The organism is Nonomuraea sp. NPDC048882 (assembly GCF_040649755.1).
In the GTDB taxonomy this organism is placed as follows: domain Bacteria; phylum Actinomycetota; class Actinomycetes; order Streptosporangiales; family Streptosporangiaceae; genus Nonomuraea; species Nonomuraea maheshkhaliensis.
In genome coordinates, this window is record NZ_JBEZGB010000002.1 from 515288 (window position 1) to 535645 (window position 20358).

General features: G+C 71.3%; 22 protein-coding genes. 8 read left to right on the plus strand and 14 right to left on the minus strand.

Annotated elements, in window-relative coordinates:
• Positions 1-2 precede the first annotated feature (2 nt).
• Positions 3-464: a hypothetical protein gene (locus AB0C27_RS07620; protein ID WP_357839338.1), complete on the minus strand. Its 462-nt coding sequence runs from the start codon at positions 462-464 to the stop codon at positions 3-5.
• Positions 465-589: 125 nt separating this feature from the next.
• Between AB0C27_RS07620 and AB0C27_RS07625 the strand changes: the two genes are divergently transcribed.
• Both AB0C27_RS07625 and AB0C27_RS07630 read left to right on the plus strand, forming a co-directional pair.
• Positions 590-1261: a response regulator transcription factor gene (locus AB0C27_RS07625; RefSeq protein WP_346102107.1), complete on the plus strand. Its 672-nt coding sequence runs from the start codon at positions 590-592 to the stop codon at positions 1259-1261.
• Positions 1258-2811, plus strand: a complete 1554-nt coding sequence (locus AB0C27_RS07630; RefSeq protein ID WP_357839341.1) for an ATP-binding protein — start codon at positions 1258-1260, stop codon at positions 2809-2811. Before AB0C27_RS07625 ends, AB0C27_RS07630 begins: the two co-directional genes overlap by 4 nt.
• Here AB0C27_RS07630 and AB0C27_RS07635 read toward each other — a convergent pair.
• The 7 genes from AB0C27_RS07635 to AB0C27_RS07665 form a co-directional block, all read right to left on the minus strand.
• Complete coding sequence (locus tag AB0C27_RS07635) at positions 2755-3753, minus strand: GNAT family N-acetyltransferase (RefSeq protein ID WP_357839344.1); 999 nt, start codon at positions 3751-3753, stop codon at positions 2755-2757. The genes AB0C27_RS07630 and AB0C27_RS07635 overlap by 57 nt on opposite strands.
• 105 nt (positions 3754-3858) lie before the next feature.
• A complete protein-coding gene (locus AB0C27_RS07640; RefSeq protein WP_357839347.1) occupies positions 3859-4236 on the minus strand; it encodes an SgcJ/EcaC family oxidoreductase in 378 nt (125 codons plus the stop codon).
• Positions 4237-4352: 116 nt separating this feature from the next.
• Positions 4353-5147, minus strand: a complete 795-nt coding sequence (locus tag AB0C27_RS07645; protein ID WP_357839350.1) for an MBL fold metallo-hydrolase — start codon at positions 5145-5147, stop codon at positions 4353-4355.
• A gap of 59 nt (positions 5148-5206) precedes the next feature.
• Positions 5207-5842: a response regulator transcription factor gene (locus AB0C27_RS07650; protein WP_357839353.1), complete on the minus strand. Its 636-nt coding sequence runs from the start codon at positions 5840-5842 to the stop codon at positions 5207-5209.
• A gap of 109 nt (positions 5843-5951) precedes the next feature.
• Positions 5952-7118, minus strand: coding sequence for a histidine kinase (locus AB0C27_RS07655; protein ID WP_357839356.1), 1167 nt, complete (start codon positions 7116-7118; stop codon positions 5952-5954).
• A gap of 136 nt (positions 7119-7254) precedes the next feature.
• A complete protein-coding gene (locus AB0C27_RS07660; RefSeq protein ID WP_357839359.1) occupies positions 7255-7707 on the minus strand; it encodes a hypothetical protein in 453 nt (150 codons plus the stop codon).
• Positions 7708-7742: 35 nt separating this feature from the next.
• Positions 7743-9542 (minus strand): NAD(P)/FAD-dependent oxidoreductase, encoded by a 1800-nt coding sequence (locus AB0C27_RS07665; RefSeq protein WP_357839362.1) that lies wholly within the window; start codon positions 9540-9542, stop codon positions 7743-7745.
• 217 nt (positions 9543-9759) lie between these two features.
• Here AB0C27_RS07665 and AB0C27_RS07670 point away from each other — a divergent pair, with 217 nt between their 5' ends.
• The 3 genes from AB0C27_RS07670 to AB0C27_RS07680 all read left to right on the plus strand — a co-directional run bounded on the left by AB0C27_RS07670 (position 9760) and on the right by AB0C27_RS07680 (position 11812).
• Positions 9760-11106 (plus strand): hypothetical protein, encoded by a 1347-nt coding sequence (locus AB0C27_RS07670; protein WP_357839365.1) that lies wholly within the window; start codon positions 9760-9762, stop codon positions 11104-11106.
• An 89-nt stretch (positions 11107-11195) separates the two neighbouring features.
• Positions 11196-11534, plus strand: a complete 339-nt coding sequence (locus tag AB0C27_RS07675) for a winged helix-turn-helix domain-containing protein (RefSeq protein ID WP_357839368.1) — start codon at positions 11196-11198, stop codon at positions 11532-11534.
• 11 nt (positions 11535-11545) lie between these two features.
• A complete protein-coding gene (locus AB0C27_RS07680; RefSeq protein ID WP_357839371.1) occupies positions 11546-11812 on the plus strand; it encodes a hypothetical protein in 267 nt (88 codons plus the stop codon).
• 15 nt (positions 11813-11827) lie between these two features.
• Here AB0C27_RS07680 and AB0C27_RS07685 read toward each other — a convergent pair whose 3' ends face one another.
• The 3 genes from AB0C27_RS07685 to AB0C27_RS07695 all read right to left on the minus strand — a co-directional run bounded on the left by AB0C27_RS07685 (position 11828) and on the right by AB0C27_RS07695 (position 13679).
• Positions 11828-12271, minus strand: a complete 444-nt coding sequence (locus tag AB0C27_RS07685) for a protein-tyrosine phosphatase family protein (RefSeq protein WP_357839374.1) — start codon at positions 12269-12271, stop codon at positions 11828-11830.
• Positions 12272-12452: 181 nt separating this feature from the next.
• Positions 12453-12680, minus strand: coding sequence for a hypothetical protein (locus AB0C27_RS07690; RefSeq protein WP_357839376.1), 228 nt, complete (start codon positions 12678-12680; stop codon positions 12453-12455).
• A gap of 123 nt (positions 12681-12803) precedes the next feature.
• Positions 12804-13679 (minus strand): alpha/beta hydrolase, encoded by an 876-nt coding sequence (locus AB0C27_RS07695; RefSeq protein WP_357839379.1) that lies wholly within the window; start codon positions 13677-13679, stop codon positions 12804-12806.
• 522 nt (positions 13680-14201) lie between these two features.
• Between AB0C27_RS07695 and AB0C27_RS07700 the strand changes: the two genes are divergently transcribed.
• A complete protein-coding gene (locus AB0C27_RS07700) occupies positions 14202-14987 on the plus strand; it encodes a class I SAM-dependent methyltransferase (RefSeq protein ID WP_357839382.1) in 786 nt (261 codons plus the stop codon).
• Between the two features lie 3 nt (positions 14988-14990).
• Here AB0C27_RS07700 and AB0C27_RS07705 read toward each other — a convergent pair whose 3' ends face one another.
• Genes AB0C27_RS07705 through AB0C27_RS07715 form a run of 3 tightly spaced genes read right to left on the minus strand, consistent with a single transcriptional unit; the run spans position 14991 to position 18013 of the window.
• Positions 14991-16499, minus strand: a complete 1509-nt coding sequence (locus tag AB0C27_RS07705; protein ID WP_357839386.1) for a tripartite tricarboxylate transporter permease — start codon at positions 16497-16499, stop codon at positions 14991-14993.
• Positions 16500-16519: 20 nt separating this feature from the next.
• Positions 16520-16981: a tripartite tricarboxylate transporter TctB family protein gene (locus tag AB0C27_RS07710; RefSeq protein WP_357839389.1), complete on the minus strand. Its 462-nt coding sequence runs from the start codon at positions 16979-16981 to the stop codon at positions 16520-16522.
• A complete protein-coding gene (locus tag AB0C27_RS07715; protein WP_357839392.1) occupies positions 16982-18013 on the minus strand; it encodes a tripartite tricarboxylate transporter substrate-binding protein in 1032 nt (343 codons plus the stop codon). It abuts the gene before it with no gap.
• Positions 18014-18186: 173 nt separating this feature from the next.
• Here AB0C27_RS07715 and AB0C27_RS07720 point away from each other — a divergent pair, with 173 nt between their 5' ends.
• Together AB0C27_RS07720 and AB0C27_RS07725 are read left to right on the plus strand one after the other, a co-directional pair.
• Positions 18187-18870 (plus strand): response regulator transcription factor, encoded by a 684-nt coding sequence (locus AB0C27_RS07720; RefSeq protein ID WP_346102073.1) that lies wholly within the window; start codon positions 18187-18189, stop codon positions 18868-18870.
• Between the two features lie 6 nt (positions 18871-18876).
• Positions 18877-20283 (plus strand): HAMP domain-containing sensor histidine kinase, encoded by a 1407-nt coding sequence (locus AB0C27_RS07725; protein WP_357839395.1) that lies wholly within the window; start codon positions 18877-18879, stop codon positions 20281-20283.
• Positions 20284-20358: the final 75 nt, after the last annotated feature.

Below are 20358 nucleotides of genomic sequence, written 5' to 3' on the forward strand. Positions count from 1 at the left end.
CGTTATTCGGCCTTCTTGCAGTGGATCGAGACGGTCTTGGCCACACCGTCCTTCGGCGGCTGACCCGCCTCGGTGTGGCTCGGCTCGGCCGGCTCGGCCGCCACGGCGTGGCCCGCCTCCGCCTCGACCGGGAGCATGGCGCCCTTCTCCGGGACCTCACCCGGCGCGAGCTTCCTGGCCTTGATGACCATCTGCGGCTCGCCCTCGGCCCCGTCGCCCGGCTCCACCACCCGCAGGGCCACCCCCTCGGCTCCGGCGGGCACCGCCTTGCCGTCGGGTACGGTCAGGACGTCCTTGGCCGGCAGCGCCGGCGTGAGCTCGATGGTCTTGCCGTCGCTCGTCGTGCAGACCACCTTCGAGCCGGCCGTGGGCGCGGGGGTCTGGTCGGCCATCGCGGATCCGGCCACACCGGTGATGGCGAGCACGGCGACCGCACCGAGCACCGCGAGACGTCTCTTGAACATGGGGGCTCCTCACTGGGAATCGATCGAACGTCTCCGAGATTGACCTGCCGTACCTGAAGTGATCCTGAAGAGGGCTCAAATGATCTTCAGCTTGGCTTTAGGTCCCGTGAGGCACCCTGGACGATGTGCGAGTGTTACTGGTGGAGGACGAGGAGCGGCTGGCCGACCTGGTCAAGGGCGGGCTGGCGGGCGAGGGCTTCGCGGTCGACGTGGCCCACGACGGGCGCGACGGGCTGTGGATGGCCACCGAGAACACCTACGACGTGATCGTCCTGGACGTGATGCTGCCCAGGATGAACGGCTACGCCGTCTGCTCCAAGCTGCGCGAGGCGGGCGACTGGACGCCGATCATGATGCTCACGGCCAAGGACGGCATCTACGACGAGGCCGAGGCGCTCGACAACGGAGCCGACGACTACCTGGCCAAGCCGTTCTCGTACGTGGTGCTGCTGGCCAGGCTGCGCGCGCTGGTCCGGCGGGGCGGGCGCGAGCGGCCCGTGTCGATCAGCGTCGGCGACCTCGTGATCGATCCGGCCGGGCTGCGCTGCCGCAGAGGCGAGGTGCAGATCGGGCTGACGCCGAAGGAGTTCGCGGTGCTGCACGCGCTCGCGCGCCGGCCCGGCGAGGTGGTCTCCAAGAGCGAACTGCTCTCCCAGGCGTGGGACTTCTCCTACGACGGCGACCCGAACATCGTCGAGGTCTACATCAGCGCTCTGCGGCGGAAGATCGACGTGCCCTTCGGCAGGGCGACTCTCATGACGGTCCGCGGGGCCGGCTACCGGCTGGAGGCGGCGTGAGCGCGGCTCGGCGGTTCACCTGGCGCGCACCGCTCCGGCTGGTCACCTGGCCCGCCTGGATGCGACGGGAGCAGTCATCGGGCGGGCTGGCGAGCGGACCCGCAGGCGGGTTCTCGTCGGTGCGGGTGCGGGCGACCGTCGCGGCCACGCTGGTCGTGGCGCTCGCCCTGGGAGTGGCGGCCCTGGTACTGATCACGGCGCTGCGGGGCACGCTGGAGAACAGCGCCGACGCCGCGGCGGCCAGGAAGGTCTCGGCGGTGCTGCCGTACGCGGAGACGATCGAGCTCTACTCCGCGGAGGCGCCGCCCAGCGGGATCTTCGAGCGGACCACCGAACCGACAGACGGGCGGGCCGGCGCGCGGACCAAGGAGCCGACCTCCGGGCGGACCGACGAGCCGGCCCCTGGGCGAACCGAGGAGCGGACCGCGGAGCCCCTGAGCCCACCCGTCAGAACACAACCCACGGAGGCGGGGATGACCGCTCCGATCAGGGTCTACCAGGCGAATCCGAAGGACGGCACGGTGGCGCGGATCGCCGACCCCGACGTCCTGCTGACCAGGCGGGCCGACGCGGCGGAGGGCTGGGCGAAGCCCGGCCAGTACGCCGTCGCCAGGGCCCAGGTGGCCACCGCCGCAGGCCCCGCCGTGGTGATCGGCCGGGCCTCGCTGGAGAGCGCGGAGGAGGCGCTGAACACGCTGTACGGTGCGCTGCTGCCCGGCGTGCCCGCGCTGCTGCTGGTGGTGGCCGGCATGACCTGGCTCTCGGTGGGCCGCGCGCTCGGCCCCGTGGCCGCGATCAGGGCCAAGGTGGCCGACATCACGGCCCGCGATCTGCACCAGCGGGTGCCCGTACCGAGCTCGAAGGACGAGATCGCGGCGCTGGCGACCACCGTGAACGGCACCCTCGACCGGCTGGAGACGGCCGTGGAGCGGCACAAGCGCTTCGTCGCCGACGCCGCGCACGAGCTGCGCAGCCCCATCGCGACCCTGCGGGCCCGGCTGGAGCTGGCCGAGTCGAGCGAGCTGACCGTGGAGGCCCTGGCCGACGTCGAACGCCTGCAGTCGCTGGCCGCCGACCTGCTCATGCTGGCCAAGCTGGACGCGGGCGAGCCGCTGCGGGCCGCCGAGCTGGACCTGGGCCAGGTGGCGGCGGAGGCGTCGCTGCGGGCCAGGCGGCGGCCGGAGGTGCGGGTCGAGCTGGACGTCGAGCCCGACGTGGTGATGCGGGGATCGAGCGCGCATCTCGACCGTCTGGTGACGAACCTGGCCGACAACGCCGTACGGCACGCGGCCTCGACCGTACGGGTGCGCGTGGCCGCCGAGGCGGGCCAGGCGGTGCTGGAGGTGTGCGACGACGGCCCGGGGATCCCGCCGGAGCACCGGGAGGCGGTGTTCGACCGCTTCACCCGGCTGGACGAGGCGCGGGCCAGGGACGCGGGCGGCGCGGGGCTCGGGCTGCCGATCGCGCGGGACATCGCGCTCCTGCACGAGGGCTCACTCGTGTACGCCGGCTCCGGCTTCGTCGCGCGCTTCCCCCTGTACGACGGGTAGCGCGTAGGTGATGTGCCGCCTGGCGATCGCGAACCCGGCGCGCGCGTAGACGCCGACGGCCCCCGTGGGGTTGTCGACGTCGACGCCCAGCCCGGCGCTGTGATAGCCCTGACGGGAGAGGACGGCCAGGGCGTGCGCCATCAGCGCGCCCGCCACGCCCTTGCCGCGCCACTCCTTGAGCGTGCCGACGATCTGGATCCACGCCTGGCGCTCCTCGCGACGGGCGTTCTGGGTCTCGAAGACGTGCGTGATCAGCACGCCCACGGCCCGGTCACCGGCCAGCGCCAGGAACGACGACTCCGGCCGGAAGTTCACGGAGCCGGTGATCTGGCTCCTCCAGCTCTCCGGCGTGTGCGCCACGTAGCCCCAGTGGTCGCGGAACGACTCGTCGCGCACGCGGCGGGCCCCGTCGTCCAGCTCGGGCGTCCAGGTGGCGATGCGCACGCCTTCCGGGGTCCTGAGCGGGGGCAGCTCGCCCGGCAGGCGGCGTTCCATGTCGGCGAAGGTGCGGGCGACGGCGAACCCGGTCCGCTCGGCCAGCGCCCGCAGGCCGTGGTTGTCGTGGTGGGCGAGGAGATGGAGCTCCGCCTCCGCGCCGGGGAACGCCCTGGCGCTCAGCCCCGGCGCCGTACGGACGGCCCAGTCCACGATCCGGCGGCCGAACCCCTGCCTGCGGTAGGCGGGGTGCACCCCGCCGGAGAAGCGCAGATAGTGCTTTCCGCCCTCGGCGGACTGCCGGACCGGCAGGTAGCCGAACGCCACGATGCGGTCGCCGTCCCTGGCCGCGATCGTGCCCTCGGCCAGGTCGATCAGGGGGTGGGCGAGTCGCTCGGCGGCCTCGTCCACGCCGTGCAACTCACCGGTCCTGTCCTCGGCCTCCACCGCGGCGTAGAGCTCGGCCAGCCTTCCGGCGTCCCCTGGTTCCAGCGATCCCCACCTCATGCCGGGCAGCCTAGGCGAGCCGGGCGGAACATCCCAGCCGATCACCGATGCGGACGAGCCCGTCGGCCGCGACCACGCCGGAGACCTCGGTGATGAGCTTCTTCCTCATGGCCGGCTCATCCGCGTGTTCTGGAAGGAGGCGAAGCGCCAGCCCTCTGGGGTGCGCAGGGCGGTCAGCGTGATGACGGAGGCTCGGCTGGGGTCGGGCTCGCCGTTCAGGGTGGAGGTGCCGCCGATGACGAGCACGGCGACGTCGTCGGTGAGCTGCCTGATCCGCGGCTCCCGGTCGCCGCCCGCGAGCTTGATCGGGGTCTCGAACAGCTTCCTGTGCACCTCCTCGATGGCCTCGCGGCCCTCCAGGTGCAGCCCGAAGTAGGTGATGTAGTCGGCGTCCTCGGTGAACAGGCCGGCGTAGCCCGCGGCGTCCCCGGCGTTCCAGGTCTCGGTCATGCGCTCGGTCAGTCGGATGATCTCGGCGGACATGTCATGGCTCCTTCTGCCGCGGCGCGGTCGATGAGACCACGCCAGGTCGTCAGGGCATGACGCTATAGCGCTACTTCCTATATTGCAAGTTGCACTATTGAGTGTGGCGGACCGTCTCAGGCATCCAGTTGCATGAAGGCGCGCTCGATGACCTGCCTGGTGACGTCCTCGGGATAGGGGAAGAGCTTGATCAGGTCCCGCAACCCCTCCACATGGGCCCGCTTGGCCAGCTCGGCCACCTGCACCAGCTCGTCGTGCTGCTCCTGCGCGAACGCCCGGTCCACCACCGCGCCGTGCCCCGGCACGATCACCGGCTCGGGCATCTCCGCCAGCATCGCGGCCGTCGTCGCGGGCCAGTCCAGCGGGTACGAGTCGCTGAACGCCGGCGGCGCCCCCTCCTCCACCAGGTCCCCGGCGAACACCACGCCCGCGTCCGGCACCTGCGCCACGATGTCGTTGCTGCTGTGCCCGAGCCCGAAGTGCCGCAGATGCACGATGCGCCCGCCGATGTCGAGGCTGGCCGCGGCCGTGAACGTGTGGTCGGGCGGAACGATCGTGACCTCCTCCATCTCCTCGCGCCGCTCGGGGTGATGCTTGATCACGCCGGCCCGGCTCTCCTCGCCGAACCGCTCGATCTCCTCGGCGCACCTGGCGTGGCCCCAGATCTCGGCGGGACGGAAGAGCGCGTTGCCGAAGTAGTGGTCGAAGTGGGAGTGGCTGTTGACGACCGTCCACGGGGCGGCGGTGATCCGCCTGACCGCCTCGACCAGATCCGCCGCCTCCTGGTGGGAACTGCGCGTGTCGAGCACCAGGCAGTGCCCGTCGCCCACGATCAGCCCCGTGTTCAGGTCGAACGACCGATGACGCCGGACGTATACCCGGTCGCCGACCTCATGCCATTGCTCGTTCATGCCAAGGAACCCTACTTTTAGCCGCGGTGAATGGCATATGCCTTGGGGACCTACCCGCGTCAGCCGCGCAGGTACGCCAGCACGGCCAGCACCCGCCGGTGCCCGTCGGCGGCGGGCGGGAGGTCGAGCTTGGCGAAGATGCCGGCGATGTGCTTGGCCACGGCGGCCTCGGTGACGTAGAGCTCCTTGGCGATCGAGGCGTTGGACCGGCCCTCGGCGATCAGGCCCAGCACCTCGTGCTCGCGCGGGGTCAGCCGGGCCAGCGGATCGCGCCGCCGCCGCAGGAGCTGGCGCACCACCTCGGGGTCCACCACCGTGCCGCCCGCGGCCACCCGGTCGAGGGCCTCGACGAACTCGCGTACGTCGCCGATGCGGTCTTTCAGCAGGTAACCGATACCCGCTCCTGTTTCGAGCAGTTCGCTGGCGTACGTCTGCTCGACGTACTGGCTGAGCACCAGCACCGCCAGCGCCGGATCCCGTCGGCGCAGCTCCAGCGCGGCCCGCAGCCCCTCGTCGGCGAAGCCGGGCGGCATCCGCACGTCGGTCACCACCACGTCGGGGCGGTGTGCGGCGACGGCCTCGATCAGGGCGGGGGCGTCGCCGACGGCGGCGGCGACGGTGTGGCCGAAGCGTTCGAGCAGCCCGGCCAGGCCCTCGCGGAGCAGGACGGCGTCCTCGGCGATCACCACGCGCACGTGCTCTTCCTTCCCTTCGCGGTCTGCGGGTTCGCGCTCATTGACAGTCCGTCTGGTACAGGTTCGCGCTCACGGACAGGAAAACTCTGCCCGGCACGGGTTCGCGCGCTCATGGGCAGGGGATCTCCGCGCGGACCAGGGTCGGGCCGCCGGGCGGGCTGGACAGGGACAGTCTTCCGCCCACCACCGCCAGCCGGTCGGCCAGCCCGGTCAGCCCCGTCCCCTTCGCCTGATCGGCGCCGCCGACGCCGTCGTCGCGTACCTCGACGACCAGCGTGCCCGCCTCGATTCGGCCGGTGACGTGCCCTCTGGTGGCCCGGCCGTGCCTGGCCAGGTTCGTCAGGGCCTCGCTGACGACGTAGTACGCGGTCACCTCGACCGGCGCGGGCAGCCGGCCCGGCAGGGACACGTCCACGTCCACGGGCACCGGCGAGCGCCCCGCCACGTCGTGCACCGCCGCCGCCAGCCCTCGGTCGGTGAGCACCCGGGAGTGCACGCCCCTGATCAGCTCGCGCAGCTCGGCCAGCACCTGCTTGGCCTCCGCCTGGGCCGCCCCGACCAGCCGGGCCGCCTCGGAGTCCCCGGGCAGGTCCAGCCCGGCCATCCCGAGCGTCATGGTCAGGGCGACCAGCCGTTGCTGCGCGCCGTCGTGCAGGTCCCGCTCGATCCTGCGGCGTTCCGTCTCGTACGCGTCCACCAGCCGCGCCCGCGACCGCAGCACCTCGTTCAGCTCGGAGCCCTGCGGCGCCAGCACCGCACGCACCATGGCCCCTCTCGCCCCGGCCCAGGCGGTGATCGTGTACGCGGCCACGGGCAGCAGCAGGACACCCGCGACGAAGGCCAGGACCCCGGCGACCCGCGTCGCCTCCGGCTGGACGAACCAGGTGAGCGCCACGACCAGCGGGCCGCCGACCGTGACCACCAGCATGACCAGGTCGATCCACCACAGCGCGAGCAGCGTCATGACGACCAGCCCGGCCTCGCGCCCGCGCCTGTCCTGGGTCACCGGCAGCGGGACGGCGTCCACCAGGCGCAGCCGGGCGCGTTCGAAGGGGGCGACGATCGGGACCGACGCGACCAGGGCGGCCAGGCCCGTCACGACGCCCAGGGCCGGGGTGATCAGCGTGCCGCCGTAGGCCGCCGCGGCGACGAGCCCGGCGGCCGTCCCTGGAACGACTCCGGCCACCAGGTACGCCGCGCCACGCCACGGCCAGGCGGAGGCCAGGAACGGGAGGGGGCGCCGCGTCAGGGCTTCGAGGGCGGTCCTGTTGAGCACCTTGTGACCGTATCCGCTGGTGGGAGGGCAGACAGTAGTGCTGGGTAGAGCATTTCGCCCACCCGAGCCCGCTCACGACACCCCGTTCAGCACGCCCGATCGTCGCGTCCGTTCACCGGGTACGGACCGCGCGTCGTCAGGCGGTCACGGTGCCCCGGCGGCCGTACCGGTCCGCCACGGCGTCGAACAGCTCCACCGCGCGTCCCAGATCCCCGACCTCCGCCGCCGGCTGCCCGAGCTGCGGGTCGAAGCACTCGAACCCCGACTCGCCCGCCACCACGGCCGCCACCTCGTACAGCAGCCCGACCACCCGGCGGGCCTCCTCGCCATGGGTCCGGTAGGGGACGCTCATCTCCCAGCCGCCCTCCCAGTGATTGACCGAGATGCCGGTGTCCTCGTGGTCGAGCTCCCAGTTCGGCGGGTACTCGACGATGCGCACCTCGCCCAGCAGCTCGCGGGTACGGCCGACGATGTTCTCCCATGCCTCCAGGTCGGGCCGCAGCGGCTCCGCCCGCGCGTCGGCGGCCTCCAGCGCCTCGTCCCATGACTGGCCGGGGGCGCGGCGGGTGAAGTAAAGGTCGTAGCTCATGGGGGACGAAGGTACTAGGTGCCGGATCTTGGTGGTTACGTGCGGAACGTCAGGCCCTCGAACGCACCCGACGTCCGCCATCGGTCGATGAAGGCGAAGTACGCCACCGCCCCGTGCGGGTGGCCGACGTTGAGCCGGTCCTTCATGCCGAGGTCCCGTCCCTCGTTGTTGTAGTAGCCGGGGGTGCAGTCGGGGGAGCCGAGCATGCGGCCTGCGCCCGACAGCAGCAGCTCGACCCAGCCCTGCTCGGCCTCCGCCGACGCCTCGACCTGGGCGTACCCGTGCTCGACCGCGTGCTTGACGGTCGCGGCGATGGTCCTGCCCGCCTCCGTCAGGTTGTGCGGGATGTTGGAGATGAGGTTGGCGCCCTGCGTCGGCTGCACGAGGAAGGCGTTCGGGAAGCCGTGCGCGTGGATGCCGTGCAGCGTGCGCATGCCCCGCTCCCAGCGCTCCGACAGCAGGACCCCGTCGCGCCCGGTCAGGTCGTAGCCGGCCCGGCGGGTGTAGTCGGTGCCGACCTCGAAGCCGGAGGCGTAGATCACGCAGTCGACCTCGTACTCCTTCCCCGCCGCCAGCACACCCTTCTCGGTGATCCGGGTCACGCCCTTGCCGTCGGTGTCCACGAGGTGGGTGCCGGGTACGTTGAACGCCTGCAGATATTCGTCGTGGAAGCAGGGCCGCTTGCAGAGCTGGCGGTACCACGCCTTCAGCCGCCGCGCGGTCTCCGGGTCACGCACGATGCTGTCGACGCGGGCGCGGATCTCCTCCATCTTCTCGAAGTCGGAGTCCTCGAACGCGGCCAGCATGTTCTCCTGGGTGAGCTCACTTCGCGGGATGGCGCTGATCTTGGAGCGGTAGCGGCGGGCGATGTCGGTCCAGCCGTCCATCACCAGGTCCTCGTCGGCCGCGCCGCCGGTCTGGTTCGCGGTGAAGTTCTCCAGCCAGCGCTGCTGCCAGCCGGGCGTGGCGATCGTGGCGAACCAGCCGGGGTCGGTCGGCCGGTTGTCGCGTACGTCGACCGAGGAGGGCGTGCGCTGGAAGACGTACAGCTCGGCGCAGGCCCGCGCCAGGTGCGGGACGCACTGCACGGCCGTGGCGCCGGTGCCGATGACGGCGACCCGCTTGTCCGCCAGCCGGTCCATGGGCGCGCCCGTGGGGTCGCCGCCGGTGTAGTCGTAGTCCCAGCGGCTGGTGTGGAACGAGTGGCCGCCGAACTCCTCGATCCCCGGGATCCCGGGCAGTTTCGGCACGTGCAGCGGGCCGATGCCCATGGCGACGAACTGGGCGGTGAACGCGTCGCCGCGGTTGGTTCTGATGATCCAGCGGGAGCGGGCCTCGTCCCAGGTCAGGTCCAGGACTTCGGTGTGGAACAGGGCGTTGTCGTACAGGCCGAAGTGTTTGCCGATGCGGCGGCAGTGTTCGAGGATCTCGGGGGCGTGCGCGTACTTCTCGGTCGGCATGTGGCCGGTCTCTTCGAGCAGCGGCATGTAGACGAACGACGCCGTGTCGCACTGGGCGCCGGGGTAGCGGTTCCAGTACCAGGTGCCGCCGAAGTCGCCGCCCTTCTCGACGATGCGCACGTCGTCGATGCCGGCCTCCTTCAGCCTGGCTCCGGTGACGAGCCCGGCGAAGCCGCCGCCGATGAAGGCAACGGTCACGTGGTCGGTCTTGGGGTCGCGCTCGGTCATCGGGGTGTAGGGGTCGTCGAGGTAGTGGGCGAAGCGGCCGGTGAGGCGGAGGTACTGGTCGTTGCCGTCCGGCCGGAGCCGCTTGTCGCGCTCTTCGCGGTATTTGCGGCGAAGGGCGTCCCTCTCGATGGTCGGGCGCTCTGTCATGCATCCCTCCGGAGACGGGGACGGGGCGACAACAATTCCAGAATGTCATTCGGAAATGGCCTCCGACAAGCTCCGCGCCGCGATTGCACGCAGCCGGCCGCCCCGGCGGTCGTGGCGAGGCGCGGTGAGCGGTCGCGGAGGGGCGCAGTGAAACGCCCGATTACCTGAGCGAGATGTCCACTATTGTGGTGGCTCGGACACACGGAGGAAGCGGATCATGCTGGCCCATCGCGCCCTGATGATCACCATGTTGCCGGCGATCGGGCTGCGCGTGCTGGCCGTGCTCGGTTTCCCTCCCGCCATCCTCTTCTACGGCGACTCCTTCGCGTTCCTGCGCGAGGAGCTGACGCCCGGGACGACGCGACCGTCCGGATACTCGCTGCTCCTCGCCGTGCTGCGGCCCGCGCACAGCCTCACCCTGGTCACGGTCCTGCAGCACCTGCTCGGGCTGGCGCTCGCGGTCGCGGTGTACGCGCTGCTGCGCCGCCGCGGCCTGCCGGGCTGGGGCGCCGCGCTGCTGGTCACCCCGCTGCTGTACGACGAGTTCCTCCTGCTGCTCGAACACATGATCATGGCCGACGCGGTCTTCGTCGTGCTCGTCACGGCGGCCGTCGCACTCATCGTCTGGCGCGTCTCGCCGACCACGGCGGCCGTGGGCGGGCTGCTGCTCGGGCTGGCCGGGATCACCAGGACGGTCGGCCTGCCGCTGCTCATCCTGACCGCCGCCTACCTGCTGATCAGGCGGTACGGCTGGCGCCCCCTCGTCGCGCTGCTGGTCGCCGGGGTGATTCCGCTGGGCGCGTACGCCACCTGGATGAAGGTGGAGAAGGGCAAGTTCGGCCTGACCGAGGCCGACGGCAACTTCCTGTGGTCCAGGACCATGAGCTTCGCCGACTGCGCGGTGATCAAGCCGCCGGAACGACTGGCCGTGCTCTGCCCCGATATGCCGGTGGCGCAGCGGCCCTATCCGCCGCACTGGCTGTGGGAGAGCTTCTCGCCCTTGCTCAAGGTGCCGGGGGCGGCCAACCGCAACCAGTTGGCCGGCGAGTTCGCCAGGCAGGCCATTCTCGCCCAGCCCGGGGGCTACCTCGGGGCCGTCGCGACGGATCTCACCCAGCTGCTGCGCTGGGAGCGGACGGCCGTGGACGAGAAGACGCCGTACAAGCTGCCCACCTCGGAGCGGCCCATCAGCGGGTCCGTCCGCGGCGTGGCCGAGTCGTACGAGGCCGGGCCGGCCGCGACGCGGGTGGTGGAGCCGTTCGCCGGGTGGCTGCGGGCGTACCAGCGGTTCGGGTACGTGCCGTTCCCACTGCTCATGCTGGCCCTGGTCGGCGCGCTGGTGGCGGCGCCGCTCCGGCGACGGTGGGACGCGCTCCTGCCCGGGGTCGCCGCGCTCGCCCTGGCCGTCTCGCCGCCGTTCCTGGCCGCGTTCGACGTCCGGTACGTGATCCCGGCGATCCCACTCGTGTGCCTGGCGGTGGGGCTGACCTTCGCCGGCACCAGGACCCCGTTCATCGGCCGACGGGCGGAGGCCGAGCAGCGAGAACCGGCCGAGGTCGCGTAGCCACAACGCGAAACGGCGTGCTGGCAGGCGCACGGCGGCCGGTGTTACCGTTGCACCTGTAACAGCGCACTTACACGTGATGGGAAGCTATGACGGAGGCCGGGCCGACAGGTGACGACCTGGTCGAGATGCTGGCGGCGCTGGCCAACCCCCTGCGGCTGCGCATCGTCGCGCAACTGGCCGCCGGACGCGACTACGTGAGCCACCTGGCCCGCGTGATCGGCATCAGCCGCCCGCTCCTGCACATGCACCTGCGCCGGCTGGAGGCCGCCGGTCTCATCGCCGGCAGCCTGGAACTGTCGGACGACGGCAAGGCCATGAAGTACTACCAGGTCACCGACTTCAGCCTGCACCTGACCGCGTCGACACTGGCCGAGGCGGCCAAGACACTCACCACCCCCGACCCCGCCGAGGGTCCCGGACGCTAGGAGCCCTCCCGATGCCCATGACCTGGCCCGAGGTGATCTTCTTTCTCGGTGTGCTGATCCTCGTCACATTCCTCATCAGCGTGGTCATCGTGGGCTTGTTCGAGTCCCGCAAGTCCAAGCTTCAAGCCGCTCAGGCGGACGACCTGCGCCGGCTCGTGCAGCGCTTCGAGCAGTTGGCCGAGAACACCATGGACGCCCAGCAACGGGTAGCCGCCGACCTGGCGGAACTTCGCGCACGCACCACCACGATCGAGCAGATCTTACGAACGGTGGAGTAAGCCGAAGGTCGGCGGTCAGGGGTGGTCAGGCCGGCCCGCGTCGAAGCGGGCTACCAAGCGGCGCTGCCAGGGGGTCTCGACGGCGTGTTTCGCGTAGTGCTCGCGGACGTAGGCCACCGCCTGGTCAGAGGGCACGCCGTCGAGCACGGCCAGGCAGGCCAGGGCGGTGCCGGTGCGGCCGCGCCCGCCGCCGCAGGCGACCTCGACGCGCTCGGACCCGGCCCGCTCCCACGCCTCGCGCAGGGCCTCGACGGTGGCCGCCCGGTCGGCGGGAAGCCAGAAGTCGGGCCAGCGTAACCACCGGTGCTCCCACTCGACCGGTGGCGGCGGCTTGCCCAGCAGGTAGAGGGCGAAGGCCGGAAGCGGCCCCGATGGCAGCGGATATCGCAGACCCCTGCCCCGGACGAGACGCCCCGAGGGCAGCCTCAGCACTCCCTCGGCAGCGGGTTCCCACGTCATGATCCGAGGCTAACCCGCCCGCTCGGCCCGCCCCCGGCCGTTCATCCCAGAGCGGACAGCGGACGGTCCCGTTCATCCCAGAGCGGAACCGACCCGTCCCAACTCATCCCAAAGCGGACACCGCGCCGCTCCGGCCGGTCAGCGGGTTCGACCGGTTGAGCCGGGCCGGTCAGCGGGCCGATCAGTGGGTACGACCGGCCCGTCCTCGGTTGCGGCGGAAGATGCCGAACTCGGCGACGAGCCCCAGCAGGGCGCCGCCGCCGAAGGCGATCAGCTCGTCCGCACCGAGGGCGGGGTTCCGGTCCATCAGCAGCGTGACGAGCACGTTGCCGACGACGATCCCCGCGATGAGCAGGGCGATGAGCCGGACGGCCGGGACGACGGATGCCGTGTGCTGGTCATCACTCATCGGGATGCCCCTTTCCGGTGGGTCGAAGACGTCTATATGTAGACAGCCTACTCGTCTCAAGTCCGGGGCGAGCACCCTGCCGGGAAACCAGTCCTGCCCGCCCTGCTCAGCGGAGGTTTTACGTCAGCGCCGTCCGGCCCACGTGGCCAGCCGGCTCAGGAAGGTCCTGGTCGTGGGCAGGTGCTCGCCCTCGGCGACCAGTACGGCCGCGTGGAAGGCATGCGGCATCCCCTCGTACACGTCGAGGTCCACCGGCGTTCCCGCCGCCGACGCCGCCTCGGCGAAGCGGCGTACATCCGGCAACAGGATCTCGTCGCCCCCGACCGACAGCAGAAGCGGTGCGAGCCCGCGCAGATCGCCGTAAGCGGGCGACTGCGGCGCCTCGTCGGGGCGGGCGCCGGCGAGGTACTGGGCGGCGATCGGCTCCATGATGGACGGGTCGATCGAGTCGCGCCCGCCGCCCTCGCCCGGCGCGGGGAACGAGGTCGCGAAGTCGGTGATCGGCGAGACGGGGACGGCTCCGCCGGGCATGGGGTCCCCGGCGGCGGCGAGCAGCAGCAGGGCCGAGAGGATCAGCGTGGCGCCGGCCGACTCGCCGACCAGCAGGATCCGGCCGGCCGGCACCCCCTGCCCGAGCAGCCCCCGGTACGCGGCCAGCACGTCCTCGATCGCGGCCGGGTACGGATGGGCGGGCGCCAGGCGGTAGTCCACCGCGTAGACAGGGCGGCCGGTGGCCTTGGACAGGCGGTGAGCCATGATCCGTTCCATCGGCGGGTTGCTCATGGAGAAGCCGCCGCCGTGCACGTACAGGGTGACGCCGGCCTCCGGAGTGACTCCGCCGGCCGTGACCCAGGCGCCGGGCACGCCGCCGACGGACGGCAGCACGGGGTCGAGGCTCGCGTCGCCGCCGAGAGACGGCGGGGCGGAGAACAGCCCGCCCATCTGGGCACGGACGCCGTCCGCTTCCTGCGGGGTGGCGGGGATGTGGGTGATGTTCATGAGAAGGAGGTCCTTTGATCGCCCGAGGCACGCAGGGGCACACGGGCACGCTGAGATGACCGCGAAGATTCGCGGTGGGAAGGCCGAAGCCGCGAAGACGCGGCGAAATCCGGGCACCGCGCGAGCGCGGCGAAACAACCGGACGCCGCGAAGACGCGGTGAAAGAGCCGGTAACCGGGAAAATGCGGTTATAGCCGGAAACGGCGCATCATCATCGCCCGGACAGCACGCACCAACCTGATCGGTACGTCGACAAGACCTGATCGGTACGCCGACGACACCTGATCAGTGCGTCGGCAAGGAGCCGGTCAGCCGGGGATGACGCGCGGGCGCTGAGCGCTCAGGCGCGACCTGTGACGTGTGAGTCCACGATGATCATCCCCTTGGTGAACGGTGCCGCCCACCCGCCGACGTCCTCCCGATCGGCGTCACACGACACGCCCGGCCATTGAAGCGGCGCCCGCCCCCGGCTGTCAACAATGCGCTCGACCGCGTACCAAGAAGATCGCTACGCTGTCGGCCATGCGGGACGGTGTCTATCGTTACAACGAAGAGCGCTGGCAGGCCCTGGTCGCGGCGGACGCCCTGTTCACCAGGCCCATGCTCGACCTCGACCAGCACAGCGCCCGCGCCTATCTCGGCCTCGAACGACTCGGCCTGCCCGGCGACGTGGCGGGCGCGAAGGTGCTCTGCCTGGCGAGCGGAGGCGGCCAGCAGTCCGCCGCCTTCGCCCTGCTCGGCGCCGACGTGACCGTCTTCGACATCTCCTCGGGCCAGCTCGAACGCGACCGCCAGGCGGCCGACCACTACGACGTCGCCGTCCGTACCGTCCAGGGGGACATGCGGGACCTGTCGGCCCTCGGCGGCTCCGCGTTCGACCTGGTCTGGCATCCGTACTCGCTGACCTTCGTCCCCGACGCGCGGGTGGTCTTCCGCGAGGTGGCCGGGGTGGTCGCCGAGGGCGGCCACTACTACCTGATGTGCGCCAACCCGTTCTACTCCGGGCTCACCCACCACGCCTGGAACGGCGCCGGCTACCCGCTCGACCAGCCCTACACCGACGGGGCCGAGACGAGCTACCCCGACCAGGACTGGGTCTACGAGCGCGAGCCGGGCGGCCGGACCGTGCAGCGGCCCAGGGAATACCGGCAGACGCTGAGCCGCATCGTCAACAGCCTGGTCGCCGAGGGCTTCACCCTGCGCTTCCTGGCCGAGGTCGACGACGGCGACGCCGAGGCGGAGCCGGGGAGCTGGCACCATTTCATGGCGGTGGCACCGCCATGGCTGGAGTTCGTCTGGCGGCGTTGAGCACTACGACTCCTCCTCCGTGAAGACGACCTCGCGGCGCCGGCGGATCGCGGGCAGCACGGCGACGACGAGCGCCGCCACGGTCAGGGCCAGGAGCACCGCGGAGATCGGCCGGGTCAGGAAGACCGACGCGTCGCCGCGGGAGATGATCAGCGCCCGGCGCAGGTTCTCCTCCAGCAGCGGCCCGAGGACGAAGCCGAGCAGCAGCGGCGCCGGCTCGCAGCCGCACTTGATCAGCACGTAGCCCAGGAGCCCGAAGAAGACGATCGCGTAGACGTCGTAGGCGTTGAAGCTCAGCGAGTACGTGCCGATCGACGCGAACAGGATGATCATCGGGAACAGCACCTGGTACGGGATGTGCAGCATGCGCACCCAGATCCCGATCAGCGGCAGGTTCAGCAGCACGAGCAGCACGTTCCCGATCCACATCGACGCGATCAGGCCCCAGAACAGCGCGGGCTCGTCGGTGATGACGTTCGGTCCCGGGGTGATGCCGTGCACGATGAACGCGCCGACCATCAGCGCCATCACCGGGTGGGCGGGCAGGCCCAGGGTGAGCAGCGGGATGAACGAGGTCTGCGCGGCGGCGTTGTTGGCCGACTCGGGGCCTGCCACGCCTTCGATCGCGCCGCTGCCGAACTCGTGCCGCCGCTTCGAGATCCGCTTCTCGACGGCGTACGAGGTGAACGAGGCGAGCACGTGGCCGCCGCCGGGCAGGACGCCGAGCGCGGCGCCGAGTCCGGTGCCCCGCAGGATGGGGCCGATGATCCTGCGCCGGTCCTCGCGGGTGGGCCAGAGGTTCTTCACCCGGCCCACAATCGCCGTGCGGGTCTGCTCGTTCTCCAGGTTGCGCAGGATCTCGGCCAGCCCGAACATGCCGACGGCGACGGAGACGAAGTCGATGCCGCCGTACAGTTCGCGCTGGTCGAACACGAAGCGGGGGGTGCCGGTGTAGATGTCCTGGCCGACGGTGCCGAGCAGGACGCCGAGCGCGATCATGGCCAGCGCCTTGAGCGCCGTGCCGCGGGCCAGCGCGATCGAGACGATCAGGCCGAGCAGCACCAGCGCGAAATACTCGGCCGGCCCGAACTGCAGCGCGACGCGGGCCAGCGGCGGGGCGGCGACGGCGAGCGCGACGGTGGCGATCGTGCCCGCGACGAAGGACCCGACCGCGGCGGCGGCCAGCGCCGCGCCGGCCCGGCCCTGCTTGGCCATCTCGTGCCCGTCGAGCGCGGTGACCGCCGCCGACGACTCGCCGGGCAGGTTGATCAGGATGGCGGTCGTCGAGCCGCCGTACTGGGCGCCGTAGTAGATGCCGGCCAGCATGATCAGCGCGGTGACCGGCTCGAAGCTGAACGTGATCGGCAGCAGCATCGCCACCGTCGCCGTCGGGCCGATGCCGGGCAGTACGCCGACCGCCGTGCCGAGCAGCACTCCCACGAAGCAGTAGAGGACGTTCTGGACCAGGAGGGCGGTGGAGAAGCCCAGGGCGAGGTTGTCGAGGAGTTCCATGCCTCAATCCGGAAGCCGCGTCAGAATCCCAGCCACGGGCCCACGAGCGGGATCCGCAACTGGAGTCCGACGACGAAGATGAGCGTGCTGGCCGCGGTCAGCCCGGCCGCCACGGCCACGGCCATGAGCGGACGTACGCGCGTGCTGGCCAGCGTGGTGAGCAGGGCCGTCACCGCCGACGTCGGCACGAACCCGAGGCCGCGTACGGTGAAGCCGAAGAACAGGACCGCGACCGTGATGGCGGCGACCGCCCGCCACGGGATCGGCCCGAACGTGATCACCTCGCCGGCGACGAGGCCCTTGACCACGATGGCCAGGCCCAGCCCGGCCACGATCAGGCCGACGAGCAGCGGGAAGGCTCCGGGGCCCATCCGCAGCGGGGTGCCCAGCTCGTAGCCGAGCGACCCCGCCACGAACGCGCCACCGATCAGGACGAAGATCCCCCCGGCGAGGACGTCGGGGAGAGACCGGCGGCGCTCCACTCAGGAGGCCTTCACGCCGGCGTCGGCGATGACCTTCGCCCAGGTGCCGAGCTGCTCCTGGAGCTTGGTCAGGTGCGCCTGCGGCGTCGCGTCCGCGGCCGGGACCGGGGCGGTGCCGAGCTTGGCCATCTGGTCGATGACCTTCTGGTCGGTCAGCGCCGCCTGCAACGCCTCGGACAGCTTCTGGACGACCTCCTTCGGCGTGCCCTTCGGCGCGTAGAGGCCGTGCCAGACACTGACCTTGAGGTCGGGCAGCCCGCCCTCGGTCGTGGTGGGCAGGTCGGGCAGGCTCTTCACCCGCTCAGGCGTGGTGACCGCGTACGCCTTCACCTCGCCCGCCGTGATCTGGCCGCTGGTGTTGGTGGTCTGGTCGCACATGAAGTCGACCTGGCCGCCGACGAGGTCGGTCAGCGCGGGTCCTGTGCCCTCGTACGGGACCTCCTGCAGTTTGACGCCGGTGGCGCTCTGGAAGAGCAGGCCACACAGGTGGGAGGCGGCGCCGATGCCGGCGTTGGCCAGCGTGACCTTGCCGGAGTTCGCCTTCACGTAGGTGACCAGCTCCTGCAGGGTCTTGGGCTCGAAGTCCTTGCGCGCGACGATCGTCATCGGCACCTCGGTGACGAGGCCGATCGTCTCGAAGCTCTCGACCGGCTTGTAGCCGAGGTTCTGGTAGAGCGCGGGCGCCGTGGACATGCCGATGTGGTGCATCAGCACGGTGTAGCCGTCGGGGTCCGCGCGCGAGACCTCGCCGGCGCCGACGGTGCCGCCCGCGCCCTCGACGTTCTGCACGACGATCTTGCCGCCGAGCTTGGCCGCCATCGGGGTGGCGATCAGGCGGGTGACGGTGTCGGTCGGGCCGCCCGCGCTGAACGGCACCACGAACGTGATGTTCTGCTCCGGGTAGCCGGCGCCGGTCGAGGCCGTCGTGCCCCCACCCGTGCCGCCGTTGCCGGAGCAGGCCGCGACGAGCGTGACCACACCGATCGCGGTGATCATCCGCGTGGCGGTCCTGTACCTGCTGAACGTTCTCATGTCGCGGCCTCCTCGTCAGCGCATGCGCATTTGTCGGTGAGTGCGCCGACTCAGTGTCGAATGGCGGGGGCGCGGATGGTGTCAGAGGAATCCCAAGGAATGTGCGAGATGTCAGAGAAATCCCAAGAACTCGGGGGCTAACGCCGGTGGCGACGCTGGTCGTACAATCCGGTATGCGGATCACCATCATCGAGGATGACGACCGCGTGGCGCGGGGCCTGGTCACGGTCCTGGCTCAGGCGGGTTTCGAGGTCCATCGCCTGGCCACCGCGGCCGAGGCCGTGCGCGCCGCACCGTCCGACGTGGTCCTCGTCGACCTGGGCCTGCCCGACGGCGACGGGCTCGACGTGATCCGCAAGCTGCGCGACCGCCCCGAGACCGCCGTCATCGCCGTGACCGCCCGCTCGGAGGAGCACGAACGGGTCCGCGGCCTGCGCGCCGGCGCCGACGACTACATCGTCAAGCCGTTCGGCATCCCCGAGCTGCTGGCCAGGATCGACGCCGTCCTGCGGCGCACCCGGGTCGCCCGCGCCCTGAGCCATCCCGACGAGCCGCTCGTCCTCGGCCCGATGCGGATCGGCGTCGGCACGCGCGAGGTCACCGTCGAGGACACTCCCGTGACGCTGACCCGCAAGGAGTTCGAGCTGCTCCTGCTGCTGGCCCGCCGGGCGCCCAACGTGGTGAGCCGCGACGTCATCCTCGACCAGATCTGGGGCGCGACCTGGGAATCCTCCAGCCGCACCCTCGACACCCACATCGCCGCGTTACGCCACAAGGTCGGGCCCGCCGTCATCATCCGGACGATCCACGGGGTCGGATATCGGCTCCTGGCCGACCATCCGGAGCTGATCGGCTGATCTCCCGTGCATCGTCGCCTGCTGGTCGTCCTCGTGCCCCTCGCGGTGCTGCTCGTCGCCGCGCTCGGGCTGCCGCTCAGCGTCAGCGTGGCCGAGCGGGAGATCCAGGAGACGTACGTCGACCGGCTCAACGACGTCGGCAGGTTCGCCTCCCTGGCCGAGACCGCGCTCTCGACCGGCCGGACCGAGGCGCTGCACCGGGAACTGGCCCGCTACCACGAGCTCTACGGCATCCCCGTCGCGGTCATCGACACCTCGGGCACGGTGCTGATCGGGCCGGTCGGCGCGTACCAGAAGGCGGCCAGGAACGAGCCCGCGCTGCCCCGCATCGTGACCGCGGCGCTGGCCGGGACGCGGCCGGAGCCGTCAGGCGACTGGACGCCGTGGGACGACTCCGCGCTCGTGGTCGCCGAGCCGGTGGGCCGCGACAGCGAGGTCGTCGGCGCCGTCGTGACCATCTCCGACCTGTCGAAGACCCGGCAGGGCATCCTCCTCCAGTGGGCCCAGCTCGCCGCGCTCGGCCTGCTCCCCCTGGTCGCGCTGACGGCCGTGGCCTGGCCGGTGTCGGCGTGGGTGCTGCGGCCTGTGCGCGAACTGGACGCGGCCAGCTCACGCATCTCCCAGGGCGACCTCACCACCAGAGCCGACGCCGAGGCGGGCCCGGTCGAGCTGCGGCGGCTGGCGGAGTCGTTCAACACCATGATGGACGCGGTCGAGAACGCCGTGCAGCGGCAGCGGGCGTTCGTCTCGGACGCCTCGCACCAGCTGCGCAACCCGCTGACCAGCCTCCGGCTGGCCGTCGAGAGCCTGGAGCCGCACCTGCGGCAGAACGGCGAAGGGCGTCTGGTGTACGACGTCGCCGTGGACGAGCTCAAGGCGATGCAGCGGATGCTGAACTCGCTGCAGGCCAGCGCCCGGATGGAGAGCATCAGAACGGCGTCGCCCGTGGATCTGGACGCGGTGCTGGCGACCCGGGTGGAGCGGTGGCGGGCGTTGACGGCGACGGCGGGGCAGACCTTGACCGTCGAGGTGCCGGCCGGGTTGCGGCTGCTGGAGCCGCCCGGGGGGCTGGGCAGCATCCTGGACGAGCTGATCAGCAACGCGTTGCGGCTGTCGGACGCGCGGCTGGTCGCGGTGAGCGCCCGCGTCGCCGGTGGAGCCGTTGAGATCGCCGTCCGTGACGACGGTCAGGGGATCGACGTGTCGGAACGGGCTCAGGCGGTGCGGCGGTTCTGGCGGTCGCCGCGGCATCAGAACGTGCCGGGGACCGGGCTGGGGCTGGCGATCTGTGCCGATCTGGTGGGGGCTGCCGGGGGTGAGCTGCGGCTGGAGGACGGCCTGCCTCGGCCCGGCGGGGACGGGCACGGGTTCGCGGCGGTCGTCGCGCTGCCGGTCGTGACCGAAACGGACTGAGGCTGGTGGCTGGTGGCTCGCGCCGAGCTGACCTCAGCGTTCGCGTTCAACGGTGACGGTCAGCGTTTGCGTTCA